Raw genomic sequence first — 26,473 nt, 5'->3', positions numbered from 1 at the left:
TGCGGGCGTTGCACACCGCCTCGTTCAGTTTCGACACCTCGTGGGAGCAGTTGTTCTGGCTGGTCGCGGGGCATGAGCTGCACGTCCTGGACGAGACCGACCGCCGGGACGCCGAGCACGTCGTCCGCTATGTCCGCCAACACCGCATCGACACGATGGACGTCACCCCGACCTACGCCGTGCAACTCCTCGAATGGGGGCTGCTGGACGACGGCGCGCACCGCCCCCGGCTGCTGCTGCTCGGCGGTGAGGCCGTGCCCGCCGCGCTGTGGTCGGCGGTGCGGGACGCGCCGGGCGTCATGTCGGTGAACCTGTACGGGCCGACCGAGTACACCGTGGACGCACTGGCCGCCGACCTGGCCGACAGCCCCGTCCCGCTGGTCGGCCGCCCGATCGCCGCCACCCGCGCCCACGTGCTCGACTCCGGGTTGCGTCCGGTCCCCAACGGGGTGCCGGGCGAGCTGTACCTGTCCGGCGCGGGCCTGGCGCGGGGCTATCTGGGCCGGGCCGGGTTGACGGCCGCGCGGTTCGTGGCCGATCCGTCCGGCGCGCCGGGGGAGCGGATGTACCGCACCGGCGACCGCGTGCGGCGGCTGCCCGGCGGCGCGCTGGCGTTCCTGGGCCGGGTGGACGATCAGGTCAAGATCCGCGGCGTCCGCGTCGAGCTGGGCGAGGTGGAGGCCGCATTGGCGCGGGTCCCGGGCGTCACCGCCGCGACGGTCGTGGTGCGCGAGGACGCCCCGGGGATTCCGCGCCTGGTCGGCTACGTGGTGGGCGGCCCCGGGCCGCGGGAGATCCGCGCCCGGCTGGCCGCCGAGCTGCCCGACGCGATGGTGCCCGCCGCGATCGTCGCGCTCGACACGCTGCCGATGACCGTCAACGGCAAGATCGACCGCGCCGCGCTGCCCGCGCCCGACCTGTCGGGCCTGGTCTCCTCGCGCGGCCCGCGCGACGACCGCGAGGCCGTCCTGTGCGCGGCCTTCGCCGAGGTCCTCGGCGTGCCCGCGCCGGGCGTGGACGACGACTTCTTCGCGCTCGGCGGGGACAGCATCATCTCGATCCGGCTGGTCTCGCGCGCCCGCAAGGACGGGGTCGTCCTCACGCCGCGCGACGTGTTCGAGCACCGTACGGTCGCCGGGCTGGCCGCCGCGTCCGCCGACCGGGCCGACCGGGCCGACCGGGCCGACCGGGCCGGGCCCGACCGGACGGTGCCCGACGCCGCCGACCTCGTCGTGCTCACCGGGCGGCAGTGGGAGTTGGTGCGGGAGCTGTGCCAGTCCGCCGAGGAGGTGCTGCCGCTCGCGCCGCTCCAGGAGGGCCTGTACTTCCACGCCGTCTACGACGACCGTGCACTCGACGTCTACCTCATGCAGAACTTCGTGGAGCTGCGGCACGCCGTGGACGCCGTCGCGCTGCGCGCCGCTTTCGACGCGCTGCTGCGCCGCCACCCGAACCTGCGCGCCGGGTTCCGGCACGAGGGCTTCGACGGCCCGGTCCAGATCGTCCCCGGCCAGTGGACGCTGCCCTGGACGGAACTCGACTGGACCGGCCGCGCCCCCGCCGACCAGGACGCCGCCCTGCAAGAATTCTCCCTGGCCGACAGCGTCACCCGGTTTGACCTGACCGAGCCGCCGCTGCTGCGCGTCGCGCTGATCAGGCTCGCCGCCGAGCGGTACATGCTGTGCGTCACCCAGCACCACATCCTCACCGACGGCTGGTCCGAGTCGCTGTTCTTCGAGGAGCTGTTCACCCTCTACCGGCACGGCGGCGACCCCCACGCGTTGCCGCCCGTCACCCCCTACCGCGACTACCTGCGGTTCCTCGCGGGCCAGGACCGTCACGCGGCCGTCGCCGCGTGGCGGCGGCAACTGTCCGGGCTGGACGAGGCGACGCTCGTCGCGCCCGCAGACCCGGCCCGCGAGCCGGTCCTCGCCGACGTGTGCGAGATCGTGCTGTCCGAGCGGACCAGCGACGAACTGCGGCGGCTGGCGCGCGGTTCGGGCGTCACGCTCAACACCGTGCTCAGCACCGCGTGGGCGCTGCTGCTCGCCTCGATCACCGGCCGCAGCGACGTGGTGTTCGGCGCGACCGTCTCCGGACGTCCCCCGGAGCTGCCGGGCGTGGACCACATGATCGGCATGTTCATGAACACCCTGCCGGTCCGGGTCGTGCTGCGGCCGGGCGAGCCGCTGCGGGACCTGCTGGTGCGGGCGCAGCGCGAGCAGGCGGCGCTGCTGCCGCACCACCACGCCGGGCTCGGCGCGATCCAGGCCGCCGCCGGGCTCGGGCAGCTCTTCGACACCCTCTATGTCTTCCGCAACACGCCGCTGGACGACGACGCGCGCCGCGACGCCGTCGAGGCCAACCAGATCGGCTGGACGCACAGCGTGGACGGCACCCACTATCCGCTGACCCTCGCCGTCACGCCCGAACCGTGCTTGGAGCTGAGCCTGGCGTTTCGCCCCGACCTCTACGACCGCGACGCCGCACAGGCCATCGCCGACCGGCTCGCCGACCTGGTCGAACGGCTCGCCGGACATGCCGGCACCCCGGTCGGACGGCTGGACCTGGTCGGCGCCGCCGAACGCGACCGGCTGCTGACCCTCGGCGACGACACCGGGCACGACGTCCCGGACGTCCCGTTCCCCGACCTGTTCGAGACGCAGGCCGCCCGCACCCCGGACGCGGTCGCGCTCGTCTTCGGTGAAGAACACCTCACCTACGCCGAACTCGACGCGCGCGCCAACCGCCTGGCCCGACTGCTGATCGAGCGGGGCGCGGGCCCGGAACGGCTCGTCGCGCTCGCGCTGCCCCGCTCGTTGCACTTCGTGGTCGCGATGCTGGCCGTCCTGAAGACCGGCGCGGGCTACCTGCCGCTCGACCTCGACCATCCCGGCGACCGGCTCGCCGCCATGGTCGAGGACGCCGCGCCGATCTGCGTCCTGACGACCACACCCGTCGCCGACCGCGTCACCGCGGCCCCACGCCTCACCCTGGACGACCTTGACCTGTCGGCCTTCGCGGCCACCCCGATCGCCGACGCCGACCGCAGTGGTCGCCGCTGCGCCGACCACCCGGCCTACGTCATCTACACCTCCGGCTCCACGGGACGGCCCAAGGGCGTCGTCGTGCCCTACCGCGGCCTGACGAACATGCTGTTCAACCACCGCGAACGGATCTTCGGCCCCGCCATCGGACGGGCCGCGGGACACAGGCTCCGCGTCGCGCATACCGTCTCGTTCGCGTTCGACATGTCGTGGGAGGAATTCTTCTGGCTCGTGGACGGCCACGAGGTCCACGTCATCGGGGAGGACCTGCGGCTCGACCCGGCCGCGCTCACCGAGCACTACGACCGGGTGGGCGTGGACGTCGTCAACGTCACCCCGTCCTACGGGCGGCAGCTCATCGACGCCGGTCTGCTCGACCAGGACCGGCACCGGCCCGCGCTCGTCCTGCTCGGCGGCGAAGACGTCCCCGCCGCGCTGTGGAGCGAACTCGCCGAAACACCCGGGACATCGGGCTACAACCTGTACGGCCCGACCGAGTACACCATCAATGCCCTCGGCGCGGACGTCGCCGAAAGCGAGACGTCCACCGTGGGCCGCCCGATCTGGAACACCCGCGCGTACGTGCTGGACGCGGCGCTGCGGCACGTGCCCGAAGGGGTCCCCGGCGAGCTGTACCTGGCGGGCGACGGCCTGGCGCGCGGTTACCGCGCCTTGCCCGGCCTCACCGCCGCCCGGTTCGTCGCCGACCCGTTCGGCGCGCCCGGCACGCGCATGTACCGCACCGGCGACCGTATGCGGTGGCGCGCGGACGGGCGGCTGGACTTCCTCGGCCGTGCCGACGACCAGGTCAAGATCCGCGGCTTCCGGGTGGAGCCGGGCGAGGTGGAGGCGGCCGTTGCCGCGCTTCCCGGCGTCGCCGCCGCGGCCGTCGTGCCGCATGAGCACGGCGGGACGACCCGGCTGGCCGCCTACGTCGTCCCCGAGCCCGGGGCCGCCGCCGACCCGGTCGGGCTGCGCCGCGACCTGGCGGCGCGGCTCCCGGGGTACATGATCCCCTCGGTGTTCGCCGCGCTGGACGCGCTGCCGCTCACTGTCAACGGCAAGGTGGACCGCCGTGCGCTGCCCGCCCCCGCATCGGAGGATGCCCGTCCCTCGCGCCCGCCCGCCGACGCCCGCGAGGACCTGCTGTGCCGGATCTTCGCCGACGTGCTCGGTCTGCCCCGCGTCGGCCCGGACGACAACTTCTTCGAGCTGGGCGGGCACTCGCTGCTGGCGATGCGGGCGGCCGGGCGCGTCCGCGCGGAGCTGAACATCCCGGTGCAGGTCGGCACGATCATGGCCGCCGCGTCGATCGCCGAGGTCGCCGCCCGGGCCGGCGCGGACGCCCGCCGCGACGCCCTGCGCACGCTGCTGCCGGTGCGCGGCGCGGGGACGGCGCCGCCGCTGTTCTGCGTCCACCCCGCGTCGGGGTTCGGCTGGCAGTACGCGGGCCTGCTGCCCCACCTGGACCGGGACCGGCCGGTGTACGCCGTCCAGTCGCCGGGGCTGGCGGGTCTGCTGCCCGACGTCGCCGATGTCGCCGGGCTGGCCCGCCGCTACCTCGCCAAGATCCGCGAGGTCCAGCCGCGGGGCCCGTACCACCTGCTCGGCTACTCCTTCGGCGGGACGGTCGCGCACACGCTCGCGTCCCTCCTCCGGCAGGACGGCGAGACCGTCGCGTTCCTGGCCCTCCTGGACGCCTACCCGCCCGAACTGGAGGACTACGGCTTCGCCGACGACCCGCGCTGGCGCGCGACGCTCGAACGCGAGGAGTCGCGGTTCCTGCTCGGCGTCGCGGGCGTCGCACCACCCGACGGCGAGGACGACGGCGAGACCGGCCGGAGCCGGGCGATCGCGGCCATCCGCGGCAGCCACGGACTTCTCGCCGGGTTCGACGACGCTCTGCTGCACGCGATCGTGGACGTCAATGTCGAGTGCGTCCGGCTCCTGGCGCGCAGCCGCAGTCCCCGCTACGACGGCGACGCCCTGTTTTTCACCGCGGCCGAGAGCACGCCGCCCGACGAGGCGCCGGGCGTGGTCTGGCCGCCCTACATCACCGGAAAGTTGACCGAGCACCGGCTGCCGTTCGCCCACGACGACCTGATGTCACCCGAGGCGCTGGCGCGGATGGGCCCTGTCCTGGACGCCGCGCTGCGCGCCGCCACCGGAAAGGAAACCCGATGACCAACCCGTTCGAGAGCACCGACCACTCCTACCACGTGCTGGTCAACGAGGAGGGCCAGTACTCGCTGTGGCCCGCGTTCGCCGAGGTCCCCGGCGGCTGGGACGTCGTCCTCCGCGACGCCGACCGCGACGCCGCCTTGGACTACGTCGAGGCGCACTGGACCGACATGCGCCCGCTCAGCCTCGTCCGCGTCATGGACGGCGAGAACTGAAACCAGGCACCCTCCACCGATCGGAGTCCCATGACGCGCGCAGCACGCGAATTCGACGTCGTCTACCACGACCTGGCCGTCCGCAGGCTGGAGGTCGTCCGGGTCACCCGGCTCTCCCCGCGGATGACTCGGGTCACCCTCGGCGGCTCGGAACTGGCCGGGTTCGTTGACCGGTCCCCGGCCGACCACCTCAAGGTGTTCTTCCCCGAGCCGGGCGCGGCGGAGCCCGTCCTGCCGGTGATGGACGCCGACGGCGACGGCATCCAGATGCCCGAAGGGCCGCCCTATCCCGTCCACCGCGACTACACCACGCGCCGCTACGACGCGGCGGCGGGCGAGCTCGACCTCGACTTCGTCCTGCACGGGCACGGCGCGGCCTCCGCCTGGGCCGCGCAGGCCGCGCCCGGCCAGGTGCTCGGCGTGGTCGGGCCGCGTGGCTCGATCATCGTGCTGTTCGACTTCGACTGGTACCTGTTCGCCGGAGACGAGACCGCCCTGCCCGGTATCGCCCGCTTCCTGGAAGCGCTGCCTGCGGGCGCGAACGCGTCCGTCTACCTGCTCGTGGACGGCCCGCAGGAAGAACAGTCGCTCCCGAGCCGGGCCGACGTGCGGGTCACCTGGCTGCACCGGGCCCGGCCTGGCCCGTCCGACCTGCTCGACAAGGCCATCCGGGAGTTCGTCTTCCCGGACGGCGAAGGGTACGTCTGGATCGCGGGGGAGGCGGGCGAGCTGCGGCCGATCCGCCGCTACCTGCACCGCGAACGCGGCATGGACCGCGAGACCACCGACGTGGACGGCTTCTGGAAGCGCGGCGTGGTGAACCTGGACCACCACGAGCCGGACGAGGACGACGACTGACCGCCCGGGCCTGGCGAGGTGCCGCCCGTCAGGCCCGGGCGGACCGCCACTCGTGGACCAGCAGCCACATCAGGTACAGCCCGCCGATCGCCCCGGTCATGATCCCGACCGGGAGCTGGATCGGCGCGAGCACGCGCTGCGCGCCGTAGTCGCTCGCGAGCAGCAGCAGCGCGCCCATCAGCCCGGCCGGGACGAGCGCGACGCCCGCCGTCCGGGTGACGCGGCGGGCGAGCTGCGGCGCGGCCAGCGCCACGAACGAGATCGGCCCGGCCGCCGCCGTCGCTACCGCCGCCAGCATGACCGCGACCAGGACCAGCAGCAGCCGGGACCTCTCCACCGGTACGCCGAGCGCCTTGGCGGCCGGGTCGCCGAGTTCCATCGCGCGCAGGTGCGGCGACAGCCACAGTGCGGCCGGGACCAGCACGGCCGCGGCTGCGGCCGTTGGGCCGAGCTGCTCCCAGCCGCGCCCGTTCAGGCTGCCGGTCATCCACACGGCGGCGGCCTGCGCCTCTTGGAGCGACGCCTTCACGATCAGGTAGGAGTTCACCGAGCTGAGCGCCGCCGCGACCGCCAGCCCGACCAGGATCAGCCGGTAGCCGTGCACGCCGCGCCGATACGCCAGCGCGTACACCGCGAGCGCGGTGCCGAACCCGCCGCCGACCGCGCTCAGCGCCACCGCCGCCGGGCCGCCGCCGAGCACCAGGATCTGCAGCAGCGCGCCAGTCGCCGCGCCGGTCTCGAACCCGACGAGGTCGGGGCTGCCGAGCGGGTTGCGGGCGACGCTCTGGAAGATCGCGCCGCTGATCCCGAGGGACGCGCCAACGACGAGCGCCATCGAGACCCGCGGCAGCCGTAGTGTCCGCACCACGTAGTCGGTGACGGCGGTCCCGTGCCCGGTGAGCGACCGGACGACGTCCCACGGCGGCACCGCGTAGTCGCCGGTGCCGAGCGCGACGACCACCATGGCGGCCAGGGCGGCGAGCAGGCCCGTCCCGGCGACGGCGGGACGCACCCCGACGCGCAGCCCGACGTGCCGTCCGGCCAGCCGGAGCCCGGCGACCGGCCCGCCGACGCGGCTGACCCGGGTCACAGCGCCGCCACCCGGCGGCGCCGCACCAGGACGATGATCACCGGCGCGCCGAGGAACGCGGTGACGATGCCGACGGCCAGCTCGTCCGGCCGGACCAGGACGCGGCCGACGACGTCGGCGCCGAGCAGCAGGACCGGCGCGAGCACGACGGAGTAGGGCAGGATCCACCGGTGGTCGGGCCCGGTGACCAGCCGCGCGATGTGCGGCACCGTCAGCCCGACGAAACCGACCGGGCCCACGGCCGCCGTCGCTGCGCCGCACAGCAGCGTGATCGCCAGGACGCCGAGGACGCGGGTCCGTGCCACCCGCGCGCCGAGCGCCGCGCCCGCCGCGTCACCGAGCGCGAGGGCGTTGAGCGCGCCCGGCAAGCACAGCGCGATCACCAGACCCGCCAGCAGGAACGGTGTCACCTCGGTCAGCACGTCGGCGTCGCGGCCCGCGAGCGAACCGACCGACCACAGCCGCATCGCGGCGAAAGTCCGGTCGTCCAGGAACGTCAGCGCGGAGATCCCCGCGATCAGCGCGGCGTTCACGGCTGTCCCGGCGAGCACGAGCCGGACCGGGGTGGCCGCGCCGCGGCCGGTGGTCCCGAGCACGTACACCACGACGGCCGTCAGCGCCGCCCCGGCGAACGCGAACCAGACGTAGCCGATGAGGCTGGTGATCTGGAACAGGCCGATCGCGAGCACCACGCCCGCGGATGCGCCTGACTCGATCCCGAGCAGCCCCGGGTCGGCGAGCGGGTTGCGGGTGAGCGCCTGCATCAGGGCCCCGGATGCGCCGAGCGCCGCGCCGACACCGAGTCCGAGCAGCGTCCGCGTCGTCCGGTAGTCGTGGACGATCACCGCGTTCTCCGACCCGTCCGGGGTCAGGAGGCCGCGCACGACCGTGCCGAGCGGGATCGACTTGGCGCCGACCGCGATGCTCAGCAGGACGACGCCCAGCAGCATGAGGACGGCGGCGCCGAGCCCGGTCGCGCGCAGCGGCCGCCCGCCGCGCGGCCGGGCGGTCGCCGCCGCCTGCGCCGGGTCGTCCGGCAGCTCAGGAGTTCGCAACTTCCCGCCTCACCTCAAGCCCGCCCTGGGTGTGTCCGCGGCGGCGCTCGTCATCGGACTCGGCGACCCTGGCCATCGCCGAGCGCAGCACCGGTGGGGCCATCACGGAGGTCACGACCGCCATCAGCACGATCACCGTGTAGATCTCTGGGGGCAGCACGCCGAGGCGCAGGCCCACCATCGCGATCACCACTTCGACGACGCCGCGCGCGTTCATGCCCGCGCCGAGGGCGAGGCCCTCCCAGTGCCCAAGCCCGCTCAGCCGCGCGCCGAGATAGGCGCCGCCGAACTTCCCGGTGATCGCGGCGGCCAGTAGCAGGGCGGCGGCCCCGGCCACGACCGGCCGGGTGAGCGCGCCGAGGTCCATGCGCAGGCCCGCCGTCACGAAGAACAGCGGCGCGAGGACGGTCAGCACCGCCGCGTCCAGGCCGGGCAGCCGGGCCGGGCCCTCCTCGCCGCCGAGCGCGACGCCGGCGACGAAGGCGCCGAACACCGCCTCCAGGCCGAGCGCCTGCGTCCCGGCCGCCGCGAGCAGGATCAGCGCGACCGCGGCCACCGCGTCCTGGCTGCCGTGCCGCGCTGCGCGCAGCCCGGCCCGGACCAGCGGGACCGCCACCGCGGTCAGGGCGATCACCAGCGCGACCTTGCCGACGGCCAGGAGCACCTCGTTGGTCCGGACGCCCGTGGTGGCCATCGCCGACACCACCGACAGCAGGACCCAGCCGGCCAGGTCGTCCACGGTGACGGCGCACAGCGTGAGTTGTCCGACGTCGCGGTGCAGGAGCCGCAGTTCCAGCAGCGTCTTAGCGATGACGGGGATGGCGCTGACGCCGAGCGCCACGCCGAGGAACAGCGCGACCGTGCCGCGCCCGGCCCCGTCTGGGACGAGCGACCCGGGCAGCAGCAGCCCGCAGCCGATCCCGAGCGTGAGCGGGACGGCGAGCCCCGCCCCGCTGATCCACGCCACCGCGCCGCCGCGGCGGCGTATCAGTCCGAGATCGAGATGCGCGCCGGTGAGTCCGACGAGCAGCAGCACGCCGAGCTGCCCCACGGCGTCGAGCAGGTGCGCCTGCTCGGGCTCGTGTGGGAGGACCCAGCCGCTGAGCGCCGGAGCCAGATGGCCGAGCACCGACGGACCTGCGAGGACGCCCGCCGCCAGCTCGCCGACAATGGCGGGCATACCGAGCCGCCGGGCGACCCGGCCGAGCAGCAGCGCGAGCAGCAGCAGCCCGCCGACCTGCACCAGGAACACCAGCAGCCGGTGCGGGTCCAGGCCCGCGACGGGAACACCCGTCATTGCAAGACCCCGCGCGGCGCCCGCCCAGGTTGGGTCCGGCGCGCGGACGGGTTCTGGGGTGCCACCGGGCGTGCCCTCCTTGTGCGGCCGGGGCGCGGCGCCGGAGCCCGGCCCCGCCAAGTAAGGCAAACCTAACTAAGGTTTGCCTTACTTGACAATGCGGCGTGCTGATCGCCCGGCCGGAGGTCCCAGAGATGGTGGTGCCAGCCGATCTCCTGGACGCTCGTCGCGCCGAGCCCGGCGCGGGCGGCAAGTTCGCCGATCTCGTCCGGCGTGCGCAGGCCGCTGCCGAAGGCGCACCTGAGCTGGAGGTCGTAGAGCAGGTCATCGGCGTCCGGCGTCCGGGCCTGCTCGACGAGCAGGAGGCGACCCGGTTCGGGGAGCAGGTCGGCGGTGGCCTTCAGCAGGTGGACCGCGTCGTCGTCGGGCAGCCAGGTGAACGGGTTGACGAGCAGGAGCAGGTCATCGCCGTCCTGCGGGAGCGGGTTCGAAGCCGAGACAAGCTCGAGCCGCGGCAGCACCGCTGGGTCGAGGACCCGCTCCTTGACCGCCTTCAACGCCGAGGGAAGGGCGGTGAGGCGGGCGCGCAGGTGCGGGAACGCCTTGAGCAGCGCGTTGGTGGCGGCGCCCGCGCCGTTGCCCGCCGCGGTGAAGGAGGTCACGGCGGTCCAGTCGCAGGCGCTGACCACGCTCGGGGAGACCCAGAGCGCGCTCTCCTCGACCACGGCCCGCGCCTGCTCGGCCATCCTCGTCGGCCGCTCCAGGAGGGTGGCCAGCGGGACGCCGTTGCGGCGCCGGTACCCCGCGCGGCCGGTGCGGACCGTCTCGGCCAGGTCGGCCAGGGCGAGGTCGAGGGCCGCGCGCACGCCGTCGGCGTGGTACTCCTCCGCCGAATGGTCGTCCTCGGCGAGCTCTTCGCCGATCGGGGCGAGCCGGTACCGCCCGCCGGGCTCGGCGGCGACCACGTCGATGCTCGCCAGGTAGTCCAGCAGCGCCCGGAGGGCGGACGGGGCGCCGCCCGTCAGGCCGGCCAGTTCGGCGACCTCACCGGCTCCCGCGTGCAGGTGGTCAATGAGGCCAAGTGTGACGGCCGCCCGGATCGCGTATCCGGGCGCCAGGTCGGTGAGCTCGTGCAGGCGCTCGTGGACGTCCTCCCCGTCCTCACCGGGCTCGGTGCCGCCGGGGGCGGGTTCGGTGCGCCGCCAGTATCCGGTGATGTGCGTGTGCTCGCGCGCGAGGTTCCGCTCGGCGAGAAGACGGCGGACCGGCTTCAGCGCGCCCGCCTCGCCCGCGGCCCAGACGAACACGGTGCCCGGCGGCCACTGCATCGTCCGGACGGCGTCGGCGAGCAGGCCGGTGGTGCCCGCCGGGGCCCCGTCCCGCGACAGCCAGACGATGTCGGCGTCGGCGCGGGTCGGGAGGTCCTGGCGTTCGGCGAGGTCCCTGACCTCGATGAAGACCTTCGCGCGGGTTCCGTCGGGCATCTCCTCCAGCCAGCGTCCGATGGCGGGGAGCGCGGTCTCGTCGCCCAGGACCAGCAGCCATTCCGCGTCCACCGGATGGCTCTCGGACATCTTCGGCCCGGCGATCCAGGCGGTCTGCCCCGGCCGGGCCCGCTGTGCCCAGTCCGAGGCGGGCCCGCCCTCGTGCCGGACGAAGTCGAAGTCGATCTCACCCGCCGCTGGGTCGAACCGGCGCGGGGTGTAGTCCTTGGCGATGGGCCGGGCGTCGGCCGGCCAGTCCAGGCTGCTGATGTCCTGGCGCGGCAGGACCGGCCGCGACTCGCCCGGGGCGGGGAAGAAGAACTTCACGTGGTCGTCGAAGCCGTCCGACCGTAGCGCGGGCAGGTCGAGGCCGTCGCGGTGGAAGGCCCCGAGCTGCTCCCCGCCCAGCGTGACGCGCCGCATTCCGGGGGTCACGTCGCAGACGCGCAGCACCGTTAGCTCGCGCAGGACGATGGGGAACGTGACGACGTGGCGGGCTCTGCGGGACGGCATCTCGATGACTCCTCCGGGTCTGGTCCGATCACGGTAGGGGCGCCCGGAGCGCCGGGATCCAACCAGGAGACCAGGTCGTGCGAACGGCCGTCGGGTTCGACCGTTCGCGCGCTGCCTTGGATCCGCGCCCCCCGCCGCTCCCTACGCTCGCCGAAGTGACGTCCTTTCCCTCCCGGCCGCGAGAGCTCCTGCGCGAATGCCTGCTCGCGACCCGCCGCGATGTCGTGCTGTCGATCGCGTCGGCCTCGGTCCGGCAGCTCGCCTTCCTCAGCCTGCCGTGGGTCCTGGGCAGAGCCGTCGACGACGGTCTGGAGGGAGGGTCCGTGGCCGCCGCGGCGGGATGGGTCACGGTCTTGGCGGCCGTCGCCGCGGTGGAGTACACCGGCATGCGGGGATGGCAGCGGTGGGCGACCCAAGCCGACGCCCGCACCGCCGTGTGGCTGCGCACCCGGCTGCTACGGGCGGTGTTCGCCCTGGACACCGAAACGATGCGCGGCCGGGTCGGATCGGACCTGATCACCCGCGCCACCCGCGACGTCGAGGCCGTGGGCGTCTGGGTCCACGGCCTGGCCACCTGGGCAGTCATCGGCATCACGGTCGTGGTGCTGACGCCCGCGCTGGGCGGCCTGGACCCGCTGCTGCTGGGCTTCGCCGCCATCACCGTCCCCGTGCTGGCGGCGGTGAACCTGGTGTTCCCGCCGATGCTCGCCGCCCGCGCCGGGGATCTGGCGCGGGCGCACGGGGCCCGAGAGACCACCACCGAGCAGTTGCTGTCGGCGTTGCTGCCCCTGCGCGGAGTGGGCGCCGAACCCCTCATGCTCGAACGGCATCACACCCACAGCGGCCGGGTGACCGGGCAGACGCTGCGGCTGGCCTCGGTGAGCGCCCTGTGGGAGGGGCTGACCCAGACGATCCCGCAGGTCGCCGTCGTCGCCGGGCTGCTGGTGGGCGGGCTCGCCGTGGCGGACGGACGGATCACGGTCGGCGCGCTCACCACGTTCGTGCTGTGGATGGGGACCGTATCGCTCGCCGTGAACGCGGCGGTCGCCCGGCTGGGCGACCGCGCCGAGGCCCGCGTGTCCGCCGACCGGATCACGCAGATCCTCGACCTTCCCCGGGAACGTTCGGGAACGGCGGTGGGCCCGGCCTCCGGGGATCTGACGGTGCGCGGCCTGACCGTCCCCCGGCCGGGCCGCCCGCCGATCGGGCCGCTGGAGTTGGTCGCGCGCCCGGGGGAGTGGGTAGCGGTGACCGGGCCGACGGGGGCGGGGAAGAGCACGCTGCTGCGCGCCATCGCCGGGCTCGTCCCCGCAACAGGGGCGACCACCTTCGGAGGGGTGCCCCTTGCCGACCTCGATCCAGACGAGGTGTTCCAGGTCCTCGGGTTCGTCCCGGAGGATCCACTACTGGTCAGGGGCACCGTCCGCGACAACCTGACGATCAGCGGGGACCACTCGCCCGAACGGCTGTCGACCGCGGCGCACATCGCGGGCCTGGACCTGGCGCTGGCCGGACGAAGCTGGGACGAGGAGGTGGGCGAGCGAGGCACCGCGCTGTCCGGCGGCCAGCGTCAACTGGTCGCGCTCGCCCGGGCCCTGCTGCGCGACAGCCCCGTCCTACTGCTGGACGACGTCACCTCCGCGCTCGACGCCGACACCGAGGCGCGGGTCCTGGACCGGCTCCGTGCCGCCACCGCGGACAAGGCCGTGGTCCTGGCGGGTCACTCCGACGCTGTCCTCGCCCGCGCCGATCGGCAGATCGTCCTCACCGGAGGCGCCGGGTCCGGCGAGCACGCGCCCGAGCCGCCGCCCCAACCGCAGGCGACGGAGGTCGGCCGTGGCTGAGGCGAGGCTGAGCGGGCTGCCCGAACAGCGCCGGGTGCTGCGCCGCGCCTGGCCCTTCCTGCGCCGACGCCGGCTCGCGCTGGCGGGCGTCATCGTGCTCGAACTGGTCGGCGCGGGCCTGGCGGTGGCGGTGACCGCCACCATCGGACGGATCGTCGGTGCGGCCGGGAACGGTGACCGGGACGGCGTGCTCGGCTGGTCTCTGGCCCTGGCGGTCATGGTCGTGGTCGGCGGGGTGGTGACCTGGCAGGCGCGGTACCGGATCGTCGAGGTGGGCGAGCTTGTCCTCGCGGGGGTGCGCGAGCGCGCGACCGAGGCGGTTGCGCGGGCGCCGCTGCGGTTCCTGGAGGCGCACCGGCGCGGCGACCTGCTGCGGCGGCTCACCGGAGAGATCAACGGCCTTGGCGCGTTCGTCGGCGGCACCCTGCCCGACCTGGTGACGGCTACGACCGTCCTGGCGGTGACCGTGCTGATGCTGGTCGTGCTGTCGTGGCCGCTGACTATCCTGCTGCTGGTGGGGTTCGTCCCGGTCGCGGTGGTCATCGTCGGCCGGTTCAAGAGGGCGGCCGGACCCGCCTACGGGGAGCTGTCCGAGGCAGAGGCGGCGGTCGCCGCGAGCTTCGCCGAGTCGCTGCCCGCCCAGGAGCAACTGCGCGTCAGCGGCGGCGTCGCGCGCTGGCTCGGCTGGTTCGCACGGGCCAATGACCGGCTGCTGGCCGCGGAGCGGAACCGCGTCCGCGCGGAGTTGCGGCTCAACCTGCTGGCGCTGCTCCAGGCGGCGGCCGTGGGCGGGATCGTGGTGGCGGGGGCCGCGCTGATCGACGCGGGCCTTCTCAGCGTGGGCGTGGCCGTGGTGTTCGTCCTGGCGTCCCGGGACATCGTCAACCGCTTCGAGGACCTGGCCGCCTCGATCGGCGACGCGCGGGAGGCGCAGGTGCGACTGGCCCGCGTGCTGGAACTCATCCAACTGTGCGGTGACGCGAACCCGTCACCGGGCACCGGCGCCACGGAGTTCCCCGGCAGCGGAGCGCTCACCCTCGCCGGCGTCGACTTCGGCTACCCCGCCGGACCGCCGGTCCTGGCGAACCTGTCGCTGACCGTGGCCCCCGGCGACCATCTGGTGATAGCGGGCGAGACGGGTTCGGGCAAGTCCACCTTGGGCAAGCTGGTGGCCGGTCTGTACCGGCCCGCGTCCGGCACCGTCAACTACGCCGGAGTCGACCTGGCCGCCGCCGATCCCGTGCAGGTCAGGGAACGGATCGTCCTGGTGCCGCAGGAGGTGGTGCTCGTTGAGGGCAGCGTCGCGGAGAACATGGCGATGGTCCCCGGACGCCCCGGGCGGCTCGCCGTCGAGGCGGCGCTGGACCGGCTCGGCCTGACCGCGTGGGCGGCGTCGCTGCCCGACGGACTAGACACCGGCGTCGGCCGCCACGGCGCGCGCCTGTCGGCCGGGGAACGCCAGCTCGTGGCGATCGCCCGGGCCGCGCTGGCCGACCCGGCGGTGCTGATTTTGGACGAGGCGACCGCCGACGTCGACCCGGTGACCGCCGCCCGGATCGAGCAGACCCTCGCGGCCGCGTCCGACCAGCGCACCCTCATCGTGATCGCGCACCGCGCCGACACCATCGCCCGGGGACGTCTCCTGTTGAGGATGCCCGAGGCCCGGCTGTCCGACGGTGCGGGCCGACCCATGCCCTGACCGGCACCGGAAAAGGTGAGGGGCCGGACGCGGCGCACCGCGTCCGGCCCCTCACCGGTGGAACGTGCAGATCAACTGGCGGACGCGATCCCGGCCAGGATCGGCGTGAGCTGCTGGACGACCCAGGGCAGGCTCAGCGCGTCGGGGTAGGCGAGGGTCGCGGCCAAGCCGTTCTCCGTCGGCAGCACCGCGAACCGCTTGGCCCGCACCGCGGGGATCGACTGGAAGATCTTGTTGCTCTCCAGCTCGGACTTGCTCAGCAGACCCTCGTCGCCGAACGGGTAGGCGACCAGCAGGAGGTCGGCGTCGAGGTGGTCCAAGTTCTCCAGGCTGACGCTGTTGGCCTTGGCCGTGTACTTTCTCGCCTGCGGCGCCTTGCGCAGCCCGAGCAGCTCGAAGACACCCGGGTCCTGGTCGGCGTAGGACATGTAGGTGATCTGCTCCGGATGAACGACCGCGTAGGCGTAGGTCTTGCCCTTGAACTCCGGATGCGCGGCGACCGCGTCGCTCACGGTCTTCTCGTTGGCCCGGACGATCTGCTCGGCCTTGCCGGTCATCCCCAAAGCCTTGGCGGCGGTGCGGAGCCTATCCTGCCAGGGCAGGGTGTCGGCGTCCTGTTTGTTGGCGAACGTCACCACGGGCGCGATGGGGGTGAGCTTGGCGTAGTCGGTGTCCATCTGCCAGCTGTTCACCGCGAGGATGACGTCGGGAGCCTCCGCTGCGATCGCCTCGTAGTCGGTGCCGTCGGTGGTCTTGTAGGTCTTCAGCTTGGCGATGCCGAGCCCGTCGAGCGCGCGCTTCTTGTACTCGGTCAGCGGCTCGCCCTGCTCGGAGTCGGGGGCGATCACCGGCGTCAGACCGAGCGCGAGGGCGATGCTGGTGTCCCCTTCCGACACCGTCGCCACCCGCGTGGGCCGCTTGTCGATCTTGGTGGTTCCCCACGCGTTCGGGAGGCTTACCGGGAACCCGGCCGTCTCCGCCGGGGGCGCGGCCTTGCCGTCGCCGGAGTCGCCGCAGCCGGTCACCAGGCCCGCGAGGACGGCCGCCGCCACCAGAAGCCGCGCGGCGCCGATTCGGATCATTCTCATTTGCTGCCTATCTCCCAGTTGAGGTCGCGGCGGCCCAGAGGGAAGATCTGGGGCGCGCCGTTGCGGGGGTGCGGGACGACGACGCAGGACATGCCGAACACGTCGGCGACGGTCTGCTCGGTGAGGACGTCCTCGGGCGGGCCCTGCCGGACGATCCGCCCGTCGCGCAGCGCGACGATCGTCGAGGCGTAGCACGCGGCCTGGTTGAGGTCGTGGGAGACCAGGACGATGGTCTTGCCGGTCTGCCGGTTGAGGTCGGCGAGCAGGTCCATGACCTCGATCTGGTGGGCAATGTCGAGGTAGGTGGTGGGCTCGTCCAGCAGTAGCGTCGGGGTGTCCTGCGCGAGGGCGAGCGCGATCCACACCCGCTGCCGCTGGCCGCCGGACAGTCGGTCCACCGGTCGGTCGATCAGGTCGGCGGTTCCGGTGGCGAGCAGCGCCTCGGCGATGGCGGTTTCGTCGGCGGCGGTGCGGCGCCGTCCGAACCGCTGGTGCGGGTGCCGTCCCCGCCAGACCAGGTCGCCCACGGTGATGCTCGCCGGGGCGATCGGCGACTGCGGCAGGATGCCGAGCCGCTGCGCCAGGCGGCGGGTCGGCATCGCGTGGATGTCGGCGCCGTCGAGCAGGACCGAGCCGGAAGCGATCGGCAGCAGCCGCGCGACGGCCTTGAGCAGCGTCGACTTTCCGCAGGCGTTCGGCCCGACCAGCGCGGTGATCCGGCTGGCCGGGACGGCGAGTGACAGCTCGTCGATGACCAGGTTCTTGCCGTAGCCGGCGCTGATGCCGGTGGCGCGCAGCCGGTGGGTCCCCGGCGCGGTGTCGCTCGTCGCGGACGGGTCGCTCACGCGGGGGCTCCGTTCGGGCGTCGCAGGATCAGGTGGACGAAGTAGGGCGCGCCGAGCAGCGCGGTGAACACCCCGGTCGGGACCGGGCTGACCAGGGGCGCGCGTTGGGCCAGGACGTCCGCGCCGACCACGATGACCGCGCCGACCAGCGGCGCCAGCGCGCACGCGCGGTCACCGCCGGCCAGCCGGGCGGCGATCGGCCCGCTGATCAGGGCGACGAACCCGATCGGGCCGACCACGCTGGTGGCCAGGGCCGCCGCGGCGGCGCCCAGCAGCAGCGTGAGCATGCGGGCGCGCGGGACGTGGGTGCCGAGGCCGGTGGCGAGTTCGTCCCCCAGGGCGATGCCCGCCAGCGGCCGGGTGAGCAGCCGGGCGACGACCAGGCAGACTGCCAGCGCGACGGCGAGCACCCTGACGCCCTGCCAGGTCGCCCCGGCCGTGCTGCCGATCAGCCACCGCATCGCGACGTCCATGCTGTGCTCGTCGGCGATGGTGAACAGGTAGTTGGTGTAGGCGGTGCAGACCGCGCTGAGCCCGATCCCGACCAGGACCAGCCGGTAGGTGTCCACGCCGCCGCGCCAGCTCAGCGCGTGGATCAGCCCGACCGCCAGAAACGACCCGGCGAGCGCGGCGAGCGTCGTCCCGTACGGCAGGGTCGGCGCCAGCACCAGGACGGTGATCGCCCCGGCCCCGGCCCCGGCCGAGACGCCCACGATGTCGGGGGTGGCGAGCGGATTGCGGATCAGCCCCTGATACAGCGCGCCGGAGATGCCGAACAACGCGCCCGCGAGGCCCGCGGCCAGGACCCGCGGCATCCGGATCCGGAAGATCACGTAATCGGCGAGCCCGTCCCGCAACCCGAGCGCTGCGGGCGCCACGTCGGCGAGCGGGACCCGCCGCAATTCCAGCAGCAGTGACGCGGCCACCAGCCCGACGAGCAGTACCGACAGCAGGACGGCGGGCACGGCCGCGCGCCTGGCCTGGGCACGGCGCCGCCTGCTGAGCAGGAGCGCCACCGCGGCGGCGCTCGTCTCGCGGGGCCTGGTCCCGGGCGGTCCGGCCTCGGGCGGCCCGGCCTCGGGCGGATCGAGGACGGCCATCACACGCGCACCAGGTCACCGCGGCGGGCCAGCCACACGAAGAACGGGGTGCCGAGCAGCGCCGTCATGACTGCGACCTGGACCTCGCCCTGCCCGCCGGCCAGGCGTCCGACGATGTCGGCCAGGCAAAGCAGGACCGCGCCGCACGTCATCGACAGGGGCAGCGCCCAGCGGTGGTCGGCCCCGATCATCAGCCGCGCGCAGTGCGCCGCGACGAGCCCGACGAAGGCGACCGGCCCGACAGCGGCGGTGGCCGAGGCGCACAGCAGGACGCCGACGGCGGCGCACATCAGCCGGGCGCGGCCGACGCGGACGCCCAGCGCCGCGGCGGCGTCCTCGCCGAGGTTGAGCATGTTCAGCGTGCGGCCGAGCGGCAGCGCGAGTAGCAGGCCCGCAGCGGCGAACGGCACGATCTCGTCCAAGACCCCGGCCCTCCCGGTGAGCTGGCCGACCGACCAGAACCTCAGGTGCGCGTTGGCCGCGTCGTCCCGCGCGACCAGCAGCGTGGTCGCCGACGCGCAGATCGCGGCGACCGCGACGCCCGCCAAGACCAGCCCGATGGTGGTGCTGCCCGTCTGGGTGCGGACGCCGATGCCATACACCAGGGCTGCCGTGACGGCGGCTCCCGCCAGGGCCAACCAGAAGTAGGCGCGCACGCCGGTCACGTGGAACATCACCACGCCCGACACCACGAACAACGCCGCTCCCTGTTCGACGCCGAGGATGCCGGGATCGGCCAGCGGGTTCAGGGTCAGCGCCTGCATGATCAGCCCGGAGGAGCCGAGCGAGGCGCCGACCAGGACGGCTAGGAGCGTCCGTGGGATGCGCTCGGTCCACAGCACCTGGGCGTCGTAGTCGGCTCCGCCCGCATGGGCCAGTGCCCGGACGACGTCCAGCGGCGAGATGTCCCGCGCGCCGAGGCCGACGCCGGCGACGATGACGATCGCCAGGGCCATGGAGCCGGACAGGGTCACCGCCACGCCCCGGACCGGCCGGGTGTGCGGGGAGGAGAGTTCGGTCATCGTCGAGTTCACGGCTCCCTCACAGGTCAACAGCGGGTTAGGCTAGCCTTACCTTCGCTTGTCTCGATCCAACGGCGAGGGCGATGCTTCCCACTCAGAGAGCACCCACGGAGGTTGACGACGGTGAGGAATGACCTGCGGGCCCTGCCGCCACTGTCCGACGACTGCGAGATCGCCGAGTGGGGCCATCCCCTGCACGCCCACGAGTTCCATCAGTTCCTTCACGTCCCCGTCGGGCAGGTATTGGTCACGGCGCAGGGCCGCACCCACCATCTGAACCGGTCCGTCGGCCTGTGGATCCCCGCCGGAGTCCCGCACAGCGCCCGGTTCGACCGCGAGGCCCTGATCGTCTCGGTGACGTTCGCCGCCGACCTGCACCGGCTGCCGTTCGACCAGCTCAAGCCGATCAACGTCACCAATGCCCAGCGAGTGCTGCTGATGCGGGCCGTCCGCATCCCGGGCGGGGGTAGCGATGACCCGGACCTGTTCGCCGCCCTGTTCCCCGGCGGTAGGCGGCTGCTGCTCCCGCTGCCTCGCAGCCAGGCGGCGGCCGCGGTGGCGGACGCGCTGCTCGCCGATCCCCAGGACCCGCGCACCGCCGCTGAATGGGCGCAGTCTAGCTACACCAGCCCCACGAGCCTGCGCCGCGCTTTCCGGGTCGAGACCGGCCTGACCTTCACTGAGTGGCGGACTCGGTTGCGCCTCAATCGCTCACTGGACCTGTTGGACGAGGGTCTCCTGGTTGGCGCCGTCGCCGCTCGGGTCGGCTTTGCGAGCACCAACGGCTTCATCCTTGCCTTTCGCCGCCATTTCGGTCAGACGCCCGGCAGTTACCTCCGGGACATCCTGGTGACGACCGCCTGACGCGCCTCCCCGCTCGCTCAGGTGTCTTCGGGTAGCGCTAGCAGCCGGTGCACGGGCTTCTTGAGGAAGTCGCGGAGGTCGGCTGGCATGCTGTGCGTGCCCGGGGTATTGGTCGGCGTCGCCGTGGATGATGCCGCTGGCCGGGAGTCTCTCGACCATCCACCTGGCCAGGGAGATCGACCTCTTGATGGGGGTCGATTGACTGTGGTGGTGATAGGTGTGGAAGGTGGTGGAGGTTGATTTCTCGGCTGTGTTCGAGGCGTCGCCGGTGGCGGTTTCGATTCTGTCGCCGGGGTGGGAGTACGTCGCGGTCAACGGCGCCTACGAGCGGCTGACGGGCTGGTCGCGGGAGAGGCTGGTCGGCCGGAATGTGTTCGAGGTGTTTCCGGGCGGGCGGTCGGGGCGCAGCGCCGAGCAGTTGCGGGAGTCGTTGGAGCGGGTGGTGACCGCGGCCGAGGTCGACACCATGCCGTTGCAGCGTTACGACACCGAGGAACCGGAGCAGGCCGGGACCTTTCATGAGCGGTACTGGAGCATCCTCAACGCCCCGGTCCTCGGGCCGGACAGGGGAGTGGCGCTGGTCATCAACCGGGTCGAGGAGGTGACCGGGTTCATCCAGCGGCTACGCGAAGCCGACACCGACACCGACACCGGAGCCAACGCGGGCGGTGACACGCTGGCGGAGGCGCTGGTTGCGCGGACCAGGGCGATCGAGGCCGAGTTGTTCGTGCGGGCCCGGGAGTTGCAGGAGGTCAACCGGCGGCTGCGGGACGCCAGGGAACACGAGCGTCAAGCCGCGGTGGCGGCGCGGCGGGCGCTGCGGCGCCAGCAGCAGGCGGTCGCCGACACCTCCCATGACCTTCGTGGTCCGCTCGCCGGACTGCAGACCCGCCTGGAATCGGCCCTCACCGACCCCGACGCCGATTCCCGAGAGATCCTGCACGCCGCGCTGCACGACGCCGAGCGCATCGGCGACATCGTCTCCGACCTGCTGGAGTTGGCCCGTCTTGAGGCCAACACCCCGTTGCGGACGCAGCGGGTCGACCTGGCGCACCTGGCCCGGACCGAGACCGCCCGCCGCGCCGAGAGCCACCGGCTCCCCGACGTGTCCGTCACCGTCGACGCCGAGGACGGAGTCGAGGTGGACGCCTCACCCGTCCGCCTCGCGCGATTGTTGAACAACCTGCTCGACAACGCCGAACGGCACGCCCGGAGCCGCGTCCACGTCACCGTCGCCCGAGACGGCGAGCACGCGGTCATGGACGTCACCGACGACGGCCCCGGCATCCCCGCCAGCGAACGCGAGAACGTCTTCGACCGCTTCTACCGAGGCGCCGACACCCGCCGATCCGATCCCGGGGGCACCGGCCTGGGACTGGCCATCGCCCGCCAGATCGCCCTGGCCCACCACGGCACCCTGCACATCGCCGACCAAACACCCGGCACCCGCTTCACCCTGCGACTCCCCCTCCACCGCCCCGACGGCAGCACCCCCTAACGACCGATGAGCCGACCCTCCACACATTCCGGGCCGCGCCGGACAGGAACGACGGGCAAGTAGACGCAGGTGCGCCTGGTGGTGGCGCTCACGGTCGACGCGCCCCTGGTCTCGAGGCTTGCCGACAGGCGGATCGGACGATGCGGGGGCGTGCTTGACTCCATCGTGCACAGACCAGAGGACGGCGGGGACTGGCTGCGGACCGACCAGTTCGTGCATGCCCAACATCGCCAGTCGGCATCCTGACCCGCCCGATGCGGCCGACCTGCCACCGGCATGTACTGGAGGTCACTTGAGGTAACTCGGCCGGCATCACCTTTGGTCGGCCTTGTGAACGATGAGGTAGACACGTGTCGGCGTACTGACTGATGTGCAGAGCGGAGTACGGGTCATGCAGAGCTTGGTTCCCTGCTTCAGGGGAGGGTCTTGCGATAATTCTGGCGAGAGCCGCCCTCGGGGTCTGGGGCCGTTGCTTCTGCGGCGGTGAATCCGAGGCGTTCGCAGAAGAGCCGGGCGCCGCTTTCGGCGGCGCCGGGGTGATCGGCGCCGAAGGTCGCTACCTCGATGGCTGCGGGGCCTTGGATGAAAGAGTGCATCGCGGCCGGCATCAGGGCGCGGCCGATGCCCTAGCCGCGTGCGTGTCCGGAAACGGCGAGCCAGTGGACATGATGAGTCGGGGGTTGGTCCCCAGGAGTACCCACCGGGATGGTCGGGCCCGGTGGCGGAGGCAGCGACCAGGGCCGTGGCCCGCAGGATGTGCTTGCGCTGCAAAGACTCCGTGAACCTTGTACTCGGTCGTTTGCCAGAGCGGCCTCGGTCGCGGCAGATTCGACGGGCACATAGTCCTCGTCATACGCACACGCTTTTGGCGACTTGAGTTTCTTTTCCTGTGAGGGAGTCGGGGTCAAAATTGGCGAGGAACCACCCCTTGCTCCTCGGTCCCGGTATAGCCCACCGCTTTAGTAGAACTTGCGAAACTACATGTTGGTGCTTCACATGGCCGGGGCTGCTACGGCCCTCGGGGTGGGCCATCTGCGTAAAATCGGTTACGTTGCCGCTCGATTGACTGGTCACGTGTCTTAGCGTGCCGGAACGCCTATGAGGGTGGCTTCCTTATTGTCTGGGCTGGCCCACGCGATGTGGCCCGTGTGGGGATGCTTAGTGCCATCACGACCGGCAGTCATAGCTCCCTGACGGCGACACGCCGCAACTGACGAAACGCCTCGTTCTGCATCGCCGAAAGCGATGCAGAACGAGGCGTCGGGTCATGGCCGCGCCACCGCGATGTGGTGGCCGAAAGACTATCGGCGCATCGGTCATCCCGCTGTCTTGAGCGATGTCTGGCCACGTCACCGGTGCCCTACACCCTCAGCCGGCCCGTTCACCCAACCACCTTGACCAGTCAACCTCCGCACCGGGAGAGCAAGTGCGGCCTTCGATCAAGCCGTGACCGGGTGAAGATGCGGCGGTCAGGGCTCACCCCCAGAGGCCCCACTGCCACTTCTTGCTGTCGCCCGTGTAGCCGGGGGAGCAGCGGACGAAGTTGCCCTTGTTGCCGCCTTCCAGGTAGCAGCCGTCGGTGTTCCCGACAGTGTTGTAGGAGCGGACCTCCCACAGGAGGGCCCAGTTGAAGCCGTAACCGCGAGTGGGGGGATTGGCGCAGCTCTCTATCCGGACGTCCCAGGTGCGGATGTTCGCCGACGCGCAGCCGGTGTTGGGGAAGTACATCTTGGAGGCCCATTGGCCGAGATACTGGAAATCGTCGTTACGGTTGCACTTGGCGAGCTTGAGGTCACCCGCATAGGCCCGCAGGCACTTGCCGGTGGCCTTGTTCTTCATCATTTTGGACCCGGCGCCGCGGGCCGCCTTCTGCGCCGCCGCGAGGTCGGAGGACGCCGGTGCCTTCGCCGCGGCCGGGGCCACATTCGCGACCTTGGCAGCCGAGCCTGTGGTCTGGTGAGAGAGAGCTGACGTCAGGCCGGCAGCACCCAGTCCGGTGGCGCATGTCGCGATGGCGACGACTTGCACAACCTTGCGGGGTTTACGCATTGAACCCATCCCTTTCGATGTCCGGAGCGCACGTTTTGTTGCGTTCCATTGATCAGTCAAAATACTGTTGGAAAACAGTGGTAATCAGAGTCCTAGGGCCCGATCGGAGCATGGGGCCCTAGGGCCTGATCGAACGGCGGCCCCTAGGGCCCTAGGGCCCTAGCGCTCAACGGGATGCAGGAAGCGGGCGGGTCAGACAACTCGGCGTGGCTCTGCATTCGGTCGACGAGCGCGGCCTAGGTGCCGTTGGCGGCGATCGTGGCGCGCGCGTCGGTGACGGTGTCCATGGCTAGACGCAGCAGGGTGACGGGATCAGCCACCACGTTGACGCTCAGGTCGCGCAGGGTGTCATGGTGAGCGAGGTAGACGTGCCGAACTCGGTCATGTTGGCGCCTACGTCGGCGGGCGCCATGGCTCGGTCGGTGACGGCGTCGAGCCCGCCGTTGCCGCGAACGTCGGAGCGGACGCAGACGACGAGTCTGGGTCGCGCCTCGGGCGGGCCGACGACAGTCTTGCCGACGATGTGACCGCGGTGCTTGGGGCTGGCGTGCGCCTCCATGTGGCAGGCTGCCAATCTGACCTCCTCCAGGCGTTGAACGGTGCGGGCGGCGTTTAAGTGGTTCGGCGAGCCGATATCGGAGCCCACGAGGGCTGGCGGGTCGGTGACGCGGGCGACGCAGCCTGGGCGCGCGGGACGGTCTCGAGGAGGGGCTTTTCGATGTCGGGCAGCCCGAGGCTGGTGGAGACGACCACGCCTGGGACGTACACACCCTCGAACCCGTGCGTCGGATCGCTTGGCTTGCCTCTTGTCGGCGGCGGGGACGGGTGAGCGCAGCATCAGAGGCTCCCCTCCGGTGATCGGGGCCTCCTCCAGCCTGGCGATCACGATCGGTCCGGTGACCTCGGCGTGCTGGAGGTCGGGCAGCTTCCCGGCGAGTTCGCAGAACCGCTGTTGCTTGGCCTCGGGGCTGATGCCATCGGCGAACGTGCGGAACCCGGCCGTGTACCGGTCGTGGCCGGACGGGCGGCGTCGGCGACCGCAGTGGTGTTCTCGATCATCGAGCAATCGTGCAGCTCGACCACCACGCGGCCGCCGAACGCCCTCCGCGTCCGGTAGGCGGCGGCGCACCACAGCTCGACGGTGTCGGTCCGGGGTGCGCTCAGGTACGAGGGCGGATCTCCTCTTCCACCGTCACCGGATCGGCATCTGGAGGGAGCCTGCCATGGTGTTCGCAACCTTGATCAGCCGAGGCCGACCGAAGGAATCAGTAGCGGGTCAATGCTGACCTATCTCGGAATACGCGCGGCATCGCTGGCGCCTTTATTCGCCGATGTCGTCGAGGCCGGTGCGGGCCAGGACGAGCAGTGCCTGCGGGGTGGCTCGGCGCCATTGGTCGCGGTTCGCCGCGGTGATGCCGTTCTGCTGTGCGTCGGTGAGGGCCGTCTGGTCGTAGGCGATGGCTCCGATGTCACCACCGGCTTGGCCTGCGTTGTTGCTGGTCAATTGCAGCGCCTGGACCCAGCGGCCCGCCTTGGCGGCACCGGCTCGGAGTTTTTGGGCGTTCGCCCCGCCCACCAGGCCCGATTGGCCGACGGCGCGAAGTGCCTGTCCTGCCAGGCCGGTGCTGTTGGTGTTGGGGGCGGCCGTCGGGCCCGATCCCTGGACGGATCCGTCCGCGGCCTGCTGCCGCAAGAGCCAAAGCGCGCCCTTGCGCGCGGCGCGGCCCGCTGCCTTGTTTCCCGCTTTGGAGGCGGCGAGCAGGGACTGGACCGCCATCGCGGTCGAATCGGGATCCAAGACCGGGTCGGTGGCCTGATCGCAGGCGGTCGCGACAGCGTCGGGGTAGAGCCGGAACCCGCCGACATCGCATTGCTGCTTGACCAGGTATTTCACCGCGTCGTTCGGGACGCCCCCGGACCGTGTCAGGCCGAGGACGTTGAACGATTGCCCGAAGGTATTGCTGTAATCGGTGGTGCCCTGGTCCTGGAACCGGCCCTTGTCGGCTCCTGAGGTCGTCATGAGGGCCAGTGATTCGGCGCGCAGATCGAAGCCGCCGAAGTTCCGCGGGTTCGACCTGGTCGCCACGGCGAGGTAGAGGAGTTTGCCGGTCGCGCCAGAGAAGCGGACTCCCGGCTGGCCCCAGTCGTCGAGGCTGTTGTACGAGCGCACGTGAGCGGCGACATAGGCGGTCGACTTCTCGGCGATCTGCGGTCTCGCTCCGGTTGCCTTCAGGGCGATGAGGGTGTCGACCGTCAGCCCCCAATCAGTGAAGTCAAACTGGTCGTTGTAGATGCGTCCGTGGGCGTCGAGTTGCGTCGCCTGCCATTTGGCGGCGTTCTTCCCTGAGGCTTGCGGTGCGGCTTGTGCGGGTGCCGTCAGGCCCGTGAAGGCGACGGCTCCGGCAGTGAGGGGGACGAGCAAGCGCCGAACGGCGATGTGCATGAAAGGGGGCCCTTCGCTCGAGTCGCGATAGCCGCCGCGAATCCGCCCGGCGCGATGGCCGGGCGATCCTGACTCTGTCCTGCAGACCACGGCAGTAGGAGTCGACGGCACCCTGGCGGGGCATTCCGGCTCGCGGCTTGGGGGCCGCCTACGGTTGCGGGTCAGCGCCGGCTTCGGACCGGCTTCCCCCCACCAGGACGCGTATGAATTTGTCCCTGAGAGCTTATGCAGACCGGACGTCGGGCTCCATGTCCGGAACCGGTCGGGGGTGACGTCGGCCG

Annotated in this window: 19 protein-coding genes and 1 riboswitch; of the genes, 8 read left to right on the top strand and 11 right to left on the bottom strand. The window is 72.3% G+C overall.

Going from position 1 to position 26,473, the window contains the following annotated elements; all coding sequences use genetic code 11:
• The 3 genes from FXF65_RS42280 to FXF65_RS42270 form a co-directional block, all read left to right on the top strand.
• Nucleotides 1-5,231, top strand: a 5,231-nt coding sequence (locus FXF65_RS42280) for an amino acid adenylation domain-containing protein (RefSeq protein ID WP_148356112.1), incomplete at its 5' end; no start/stop codon positions are given.
• On the top strand, nt 5,228-5,443 hold the full coding sequence (locus tag FXF65_RS42275) for an MbtH family protein (RefSeq protein ID WP_148356111.1): 216 nt from the start codon (nt 5,228-5,230) through the stop codon (nt 5,441-5,443). The genes FXF65_RS42280 and FXF65_RS42275, both read left to right, overlap by 4 nt.
• A gap of 30 nt (nt 5,444-5,473) precedes the next feature.
• Nucleotides 5,474-6,301 (top strand): siderophore-interacting protein, encoded by an 828-nt coding sequence (locus tag FXF65_RS42270; protein ID WP_148356110.1) that lies wholly within the window; start codon nt 5,474-5,476, stop codon nt 6,299-6,301.
• 28 nt (nt 6,302-6,329) lie between these two features.
• Here the strand turns inward: FXF65_RS42270 and FXF65_RS42265 are convergent, their stop codons facing one another.
• The 4 genes from FXF65_RS42265 to FXF65_RS42250 form a co-directional block, all read right to left on the bottom strand.
• Nucleotides 6,330-7,391, bottom strand: a complete 1,062-nt coding sequence (locus FXF65_RS42265) for a FecCD family ABC transporter permease (protein WP_246199492.1) — start codon at nt 7,389-7,391, stop codon at nt 6,330-6,332.
• The gene (locus tag FXF65_RS42260; protein WP_246199490.1) at nt 7,388-8,446 is read right to left on the bottom strand and encodes a FecCD family ABC transporter permease; all 1,059 of its coding nucleotides are present in this window, start codon (nt 8,444-8,446) and stop codon (nt 7,388-7,390) included. Before FXF65_RS42260 ends, FXF65_RS42265 begins: the two co-directional genes overlap by 4 nt.
• On the bottom strand, nt 8,433-9,743 hold the full coding sequence (locus FXF65_RS42255; protein ID WP_148356109.1) for a cation:proton antiporter: 1,311 nt from the start codon (nt 9,741-9,743) through the stop codon (nt 8,433-8,435). The genes FXF65_RS42260 and FXF65_RS42255 overlap by 14 nt, the downstream gene beginning before the upstream one ends.
• 131 nt (nt 9,744-9,874) lie before the next feature.
• A complete protein-coding gene (locus FXF65_RS42250) occupies nt 9,875-11,740 on the bottom strand; it encodes a siderophore-interacting protein (protein WP_148356108.1) in 1,866 nt (621 codons plus the stop codon).
• Nucleotides 11,741-11,895: 155 nt separating this feature from the next.
• On the opposite strand from FXF65_RS42250, the gene FXF65_RS42245 reads away from it, so the two are divergent.
• Complete coding sequence (locus tag FXF65_RS42245) at nt 11,896-13,584, top strand: ABC transporter ATP-binding protein (protein ID WP_148356107.1); 1,689 nt, start codon at nt 11,896-11,898, stop codon at nt 13,582-13,584.
• Nucleotides 13,577-15,283: an ABC transporter ATP-binding protein gene (locus FXF65_RS42240; protein WP_148356106.1), complete on the top strand. Its 1,707-nt coding sequence runs from the start codon at nt 13,577-13,579 to the stop codon at nt 15,281-15,283. Before FXF65_RS42245 ends, FXF65_RS42240 begins: the two co-directional genes overlap by 8 nt.
• Before the next feature lie 71 nt (nt 15,284-15,354).
• On the opposite strand, the gene FXF65_RS42235 is transcribed toward FXF65_RS42240, so the two are convergent.
• From FXF65_RS42235 to FXF65_RS42220, 4 genes are read right to left on the bottom strand one after another with little or no spacing between them, the layout of a single operon-like run.
• On the bottom strand, nt 15,355-16,365 hold the full coding sequence (locus FXF65_RS42235; RefSeq protein WP_222869046.1) for an ABC transporter substrate-binding protein: 1,011 nt from the start codon (nt 16,363-16,365) through the stop codon (nt 15,355-15,357).
• 2 nt (nt 16,366-16,367) lie between these two features.
• Nucleotides 16,368-17,216, bottom strand: a complete 849-nt coding sequence (locus tag FXF65_RS42230; RefSeq protein WP_148356104.1) for an ABC transporter ATP-binding protein — start codon at nt 17,214-17,216, stop codon at nt 16,368-16,370.
• Nucleotides 17,213-18,316, bottom strand: coding sequence for a FecCD family ABC transporter permease (locus FXF65_RS42225; protein WP_148356103.1), 1,104 nt, complete (start codon nt 18,314-18,316; stop codon nt 17,213-17,215). Before FXF65_RS42225 ends, FXF65_RS42230 begins: the two co-directional genes overlap by 4 nt.
• Nucleotides 18,316-19,350 carry a FecCD family ABC transporter permease gene (locus tag FXF65_RS42220; protein ID WP_222869045.1) on the bottom strand — a complete coding sequence of 345 codons (1,035 nt, stop codon included), beginning with the start codon at nt 19,348-19,350 and terminating at the stop codon, nt 18,316-18,318. Before FXF65_RS42220 ends, FXF65_RS42225 begins: the two co-directional genes overlap by 1 nt.
• Before the next feature lie 111 nt (nt 19,351-19,461).
• Here FXF65_RS42220 and FXF65_RS42215 point away from each other — a divergent pair, with 111 nt between their 5' ends.
• Together FXF65_RS42215 and FXF65_RS42210 are read left to right on the top strand one after the other, a co-directional pair.
• A complete protein-coding gene (locus FXF65_RS42215; protein WP_222869044.1) occupies nt 19,462-20,202 on the top strand; it encodes a helix-turn-helix transcriptional regulator in 741 nt (246 codons plus the stop codon).
• A gap of 217 nt (nt 20,203-20,419) precedes the next feature.
• On the top strand, nt 20,420-21,700 hold the full coding sequence (locus FXF65_RS42210; protein WP_148356102.1) for a sensor histidine kinase: 1,281 nt from the start codon (nt 20,420-20,422) through the stop codon (nt 21,698-21,700).
• Nucleotides 21,701-23,176: 1,476 nt separating this feature from the next.
• Here the strand turns inward: FXF65_RS42210 and FXF65_RS42205 are convergent.
• Together FXF65_RS42205 and FXF65_RS42200 are read right to left on the bottom strand one after the other, a co-directional pair.
• Entirely contained in the window at nt 23,177-23,623 is a 447-nt protein-coding gene (locus FXF65_RS42205) for a hypothetical protein (protein WP_148356101.1), read from the bottom strand.
• Between the two features lie 457 nt (nt 23,624-24,080).
• A complete protein-coding gene (locus FXF65_RS42200) occupies nt 24,081-24,323 on the bottom strand; it encodes a beta/alpha barrel domain-containing protein (RefSeq protein ID WP_148356100.1) in 243 nt (80 codons plus the stop codon).
• A gap of 333 nt (nt 24,324-24,656) precedes the next feature.
• Here FXF65_RS42200 and FXF65_RS42195 point away from each other — a divergent pair, with 333 nt between their 5' ends.
• Nucleotides 24,657-24,866, top strand: coding sequence for a hypothetical protein (locus FXF65_RS42195; RefSeq protein ID WP_148356099.1), 210 nt, complete (start codon nt 24,657-24,659; stop codon nt 24,864-24,866).
• Between the two features lie 204 nt (nt 24,867-25,070).
• Here FXF65_RS42195 and FXF65_RS42190 read toward each other — a convergent pair whose 3' ends face one another.
• Nucleotides 25,071-26,192 carry a prenyltransferase/squalene oxidase repeat-containing protein gene (locus tag FXF65_RS42190; RefSeq protein WP_148356098.1) on the bottom strand — a complete coding sequence of 374 codons (1,122 nt, stop codon included), beginning with the start codon at nt 26,190-26,192 and terminating at the stop codon, nt 25,071-25,073.
• A gap of 97 nt (nt 26,193-26,289) precedes the next feature.
• Nucleotides 26,290-26,404: riboswitch (cobalamin riboswitch) on the bottom strand.
• Nucleotides 26,405-26,473 lie beyond the last annotated feature (69 nt).

Source organism: Actinomadura syzygii (assembly GCF_008085905.1).
Classification (GTDB): Bacteria; Actinomycetota; Actinomycetes; order Streptosporangiales; family Streptosporangiaceae; genus Spirillospora; species Spirillospora syzygii.
This window is presented reverse-complemented; position numbering and strand designations above follow the sequence as displayed.

Excerpts from the sequence above, each read along its gene's own strand:
- FXF65_RS42275 (WP_148356111.1), top strand. The coding sequence starts at position 5,228 with ATGACCAACCCGTTCGAGAGCACCGACCACTCCTACCACGTGCTGGTC.
- FXF65_RS42270 (WP_148356110.1), top strand. The coding sequence starts at position 5,474 with ATGACGCGCGCAGCACGCGAATTCGACGTCGTCTACCACGACCTGGCC.
- FXF65_RS42255 (WP_148356109.1), bottom strand. The coding sequence starts at position 9,743 with ATGACGGGTGTTCCCGTCGCGGGCCTGGACCCGCACCGGCTGCTGGTG.
- FXF65_RS42250 (WP_148356108.1), bottom strand. The coding sequence starts at position 11,740 with ATGCCGTCCCGCAGAGCCCGCCACGTCGTCACGTTCCCCATCGTCCTG.
- FXF65_RS42235 (WP_222869046.1), bottom strand. The coding sequence starts at position 16,365 with ATGATCCGAATCGGCGCCGCGCGGCTTCTGGTGGCGGCGGCCGTCCTC.
- FXF65_RS42225 (WP_148356103.1), bottom strand. The coding sequence starts at position 18,316 with ATGGCCGTCCTCGATCCGCCCGAGGCCGGGCCGCCCGAGGCCGGACCG.
- FXF65_RS42190 (WP_148356098.1), bottom strand. The coding sequence starts at position 26,192 with ATGCACATCGCCGTTCGGCGCTTGCTCGTCCCCCTCACTGCCGGAGCC.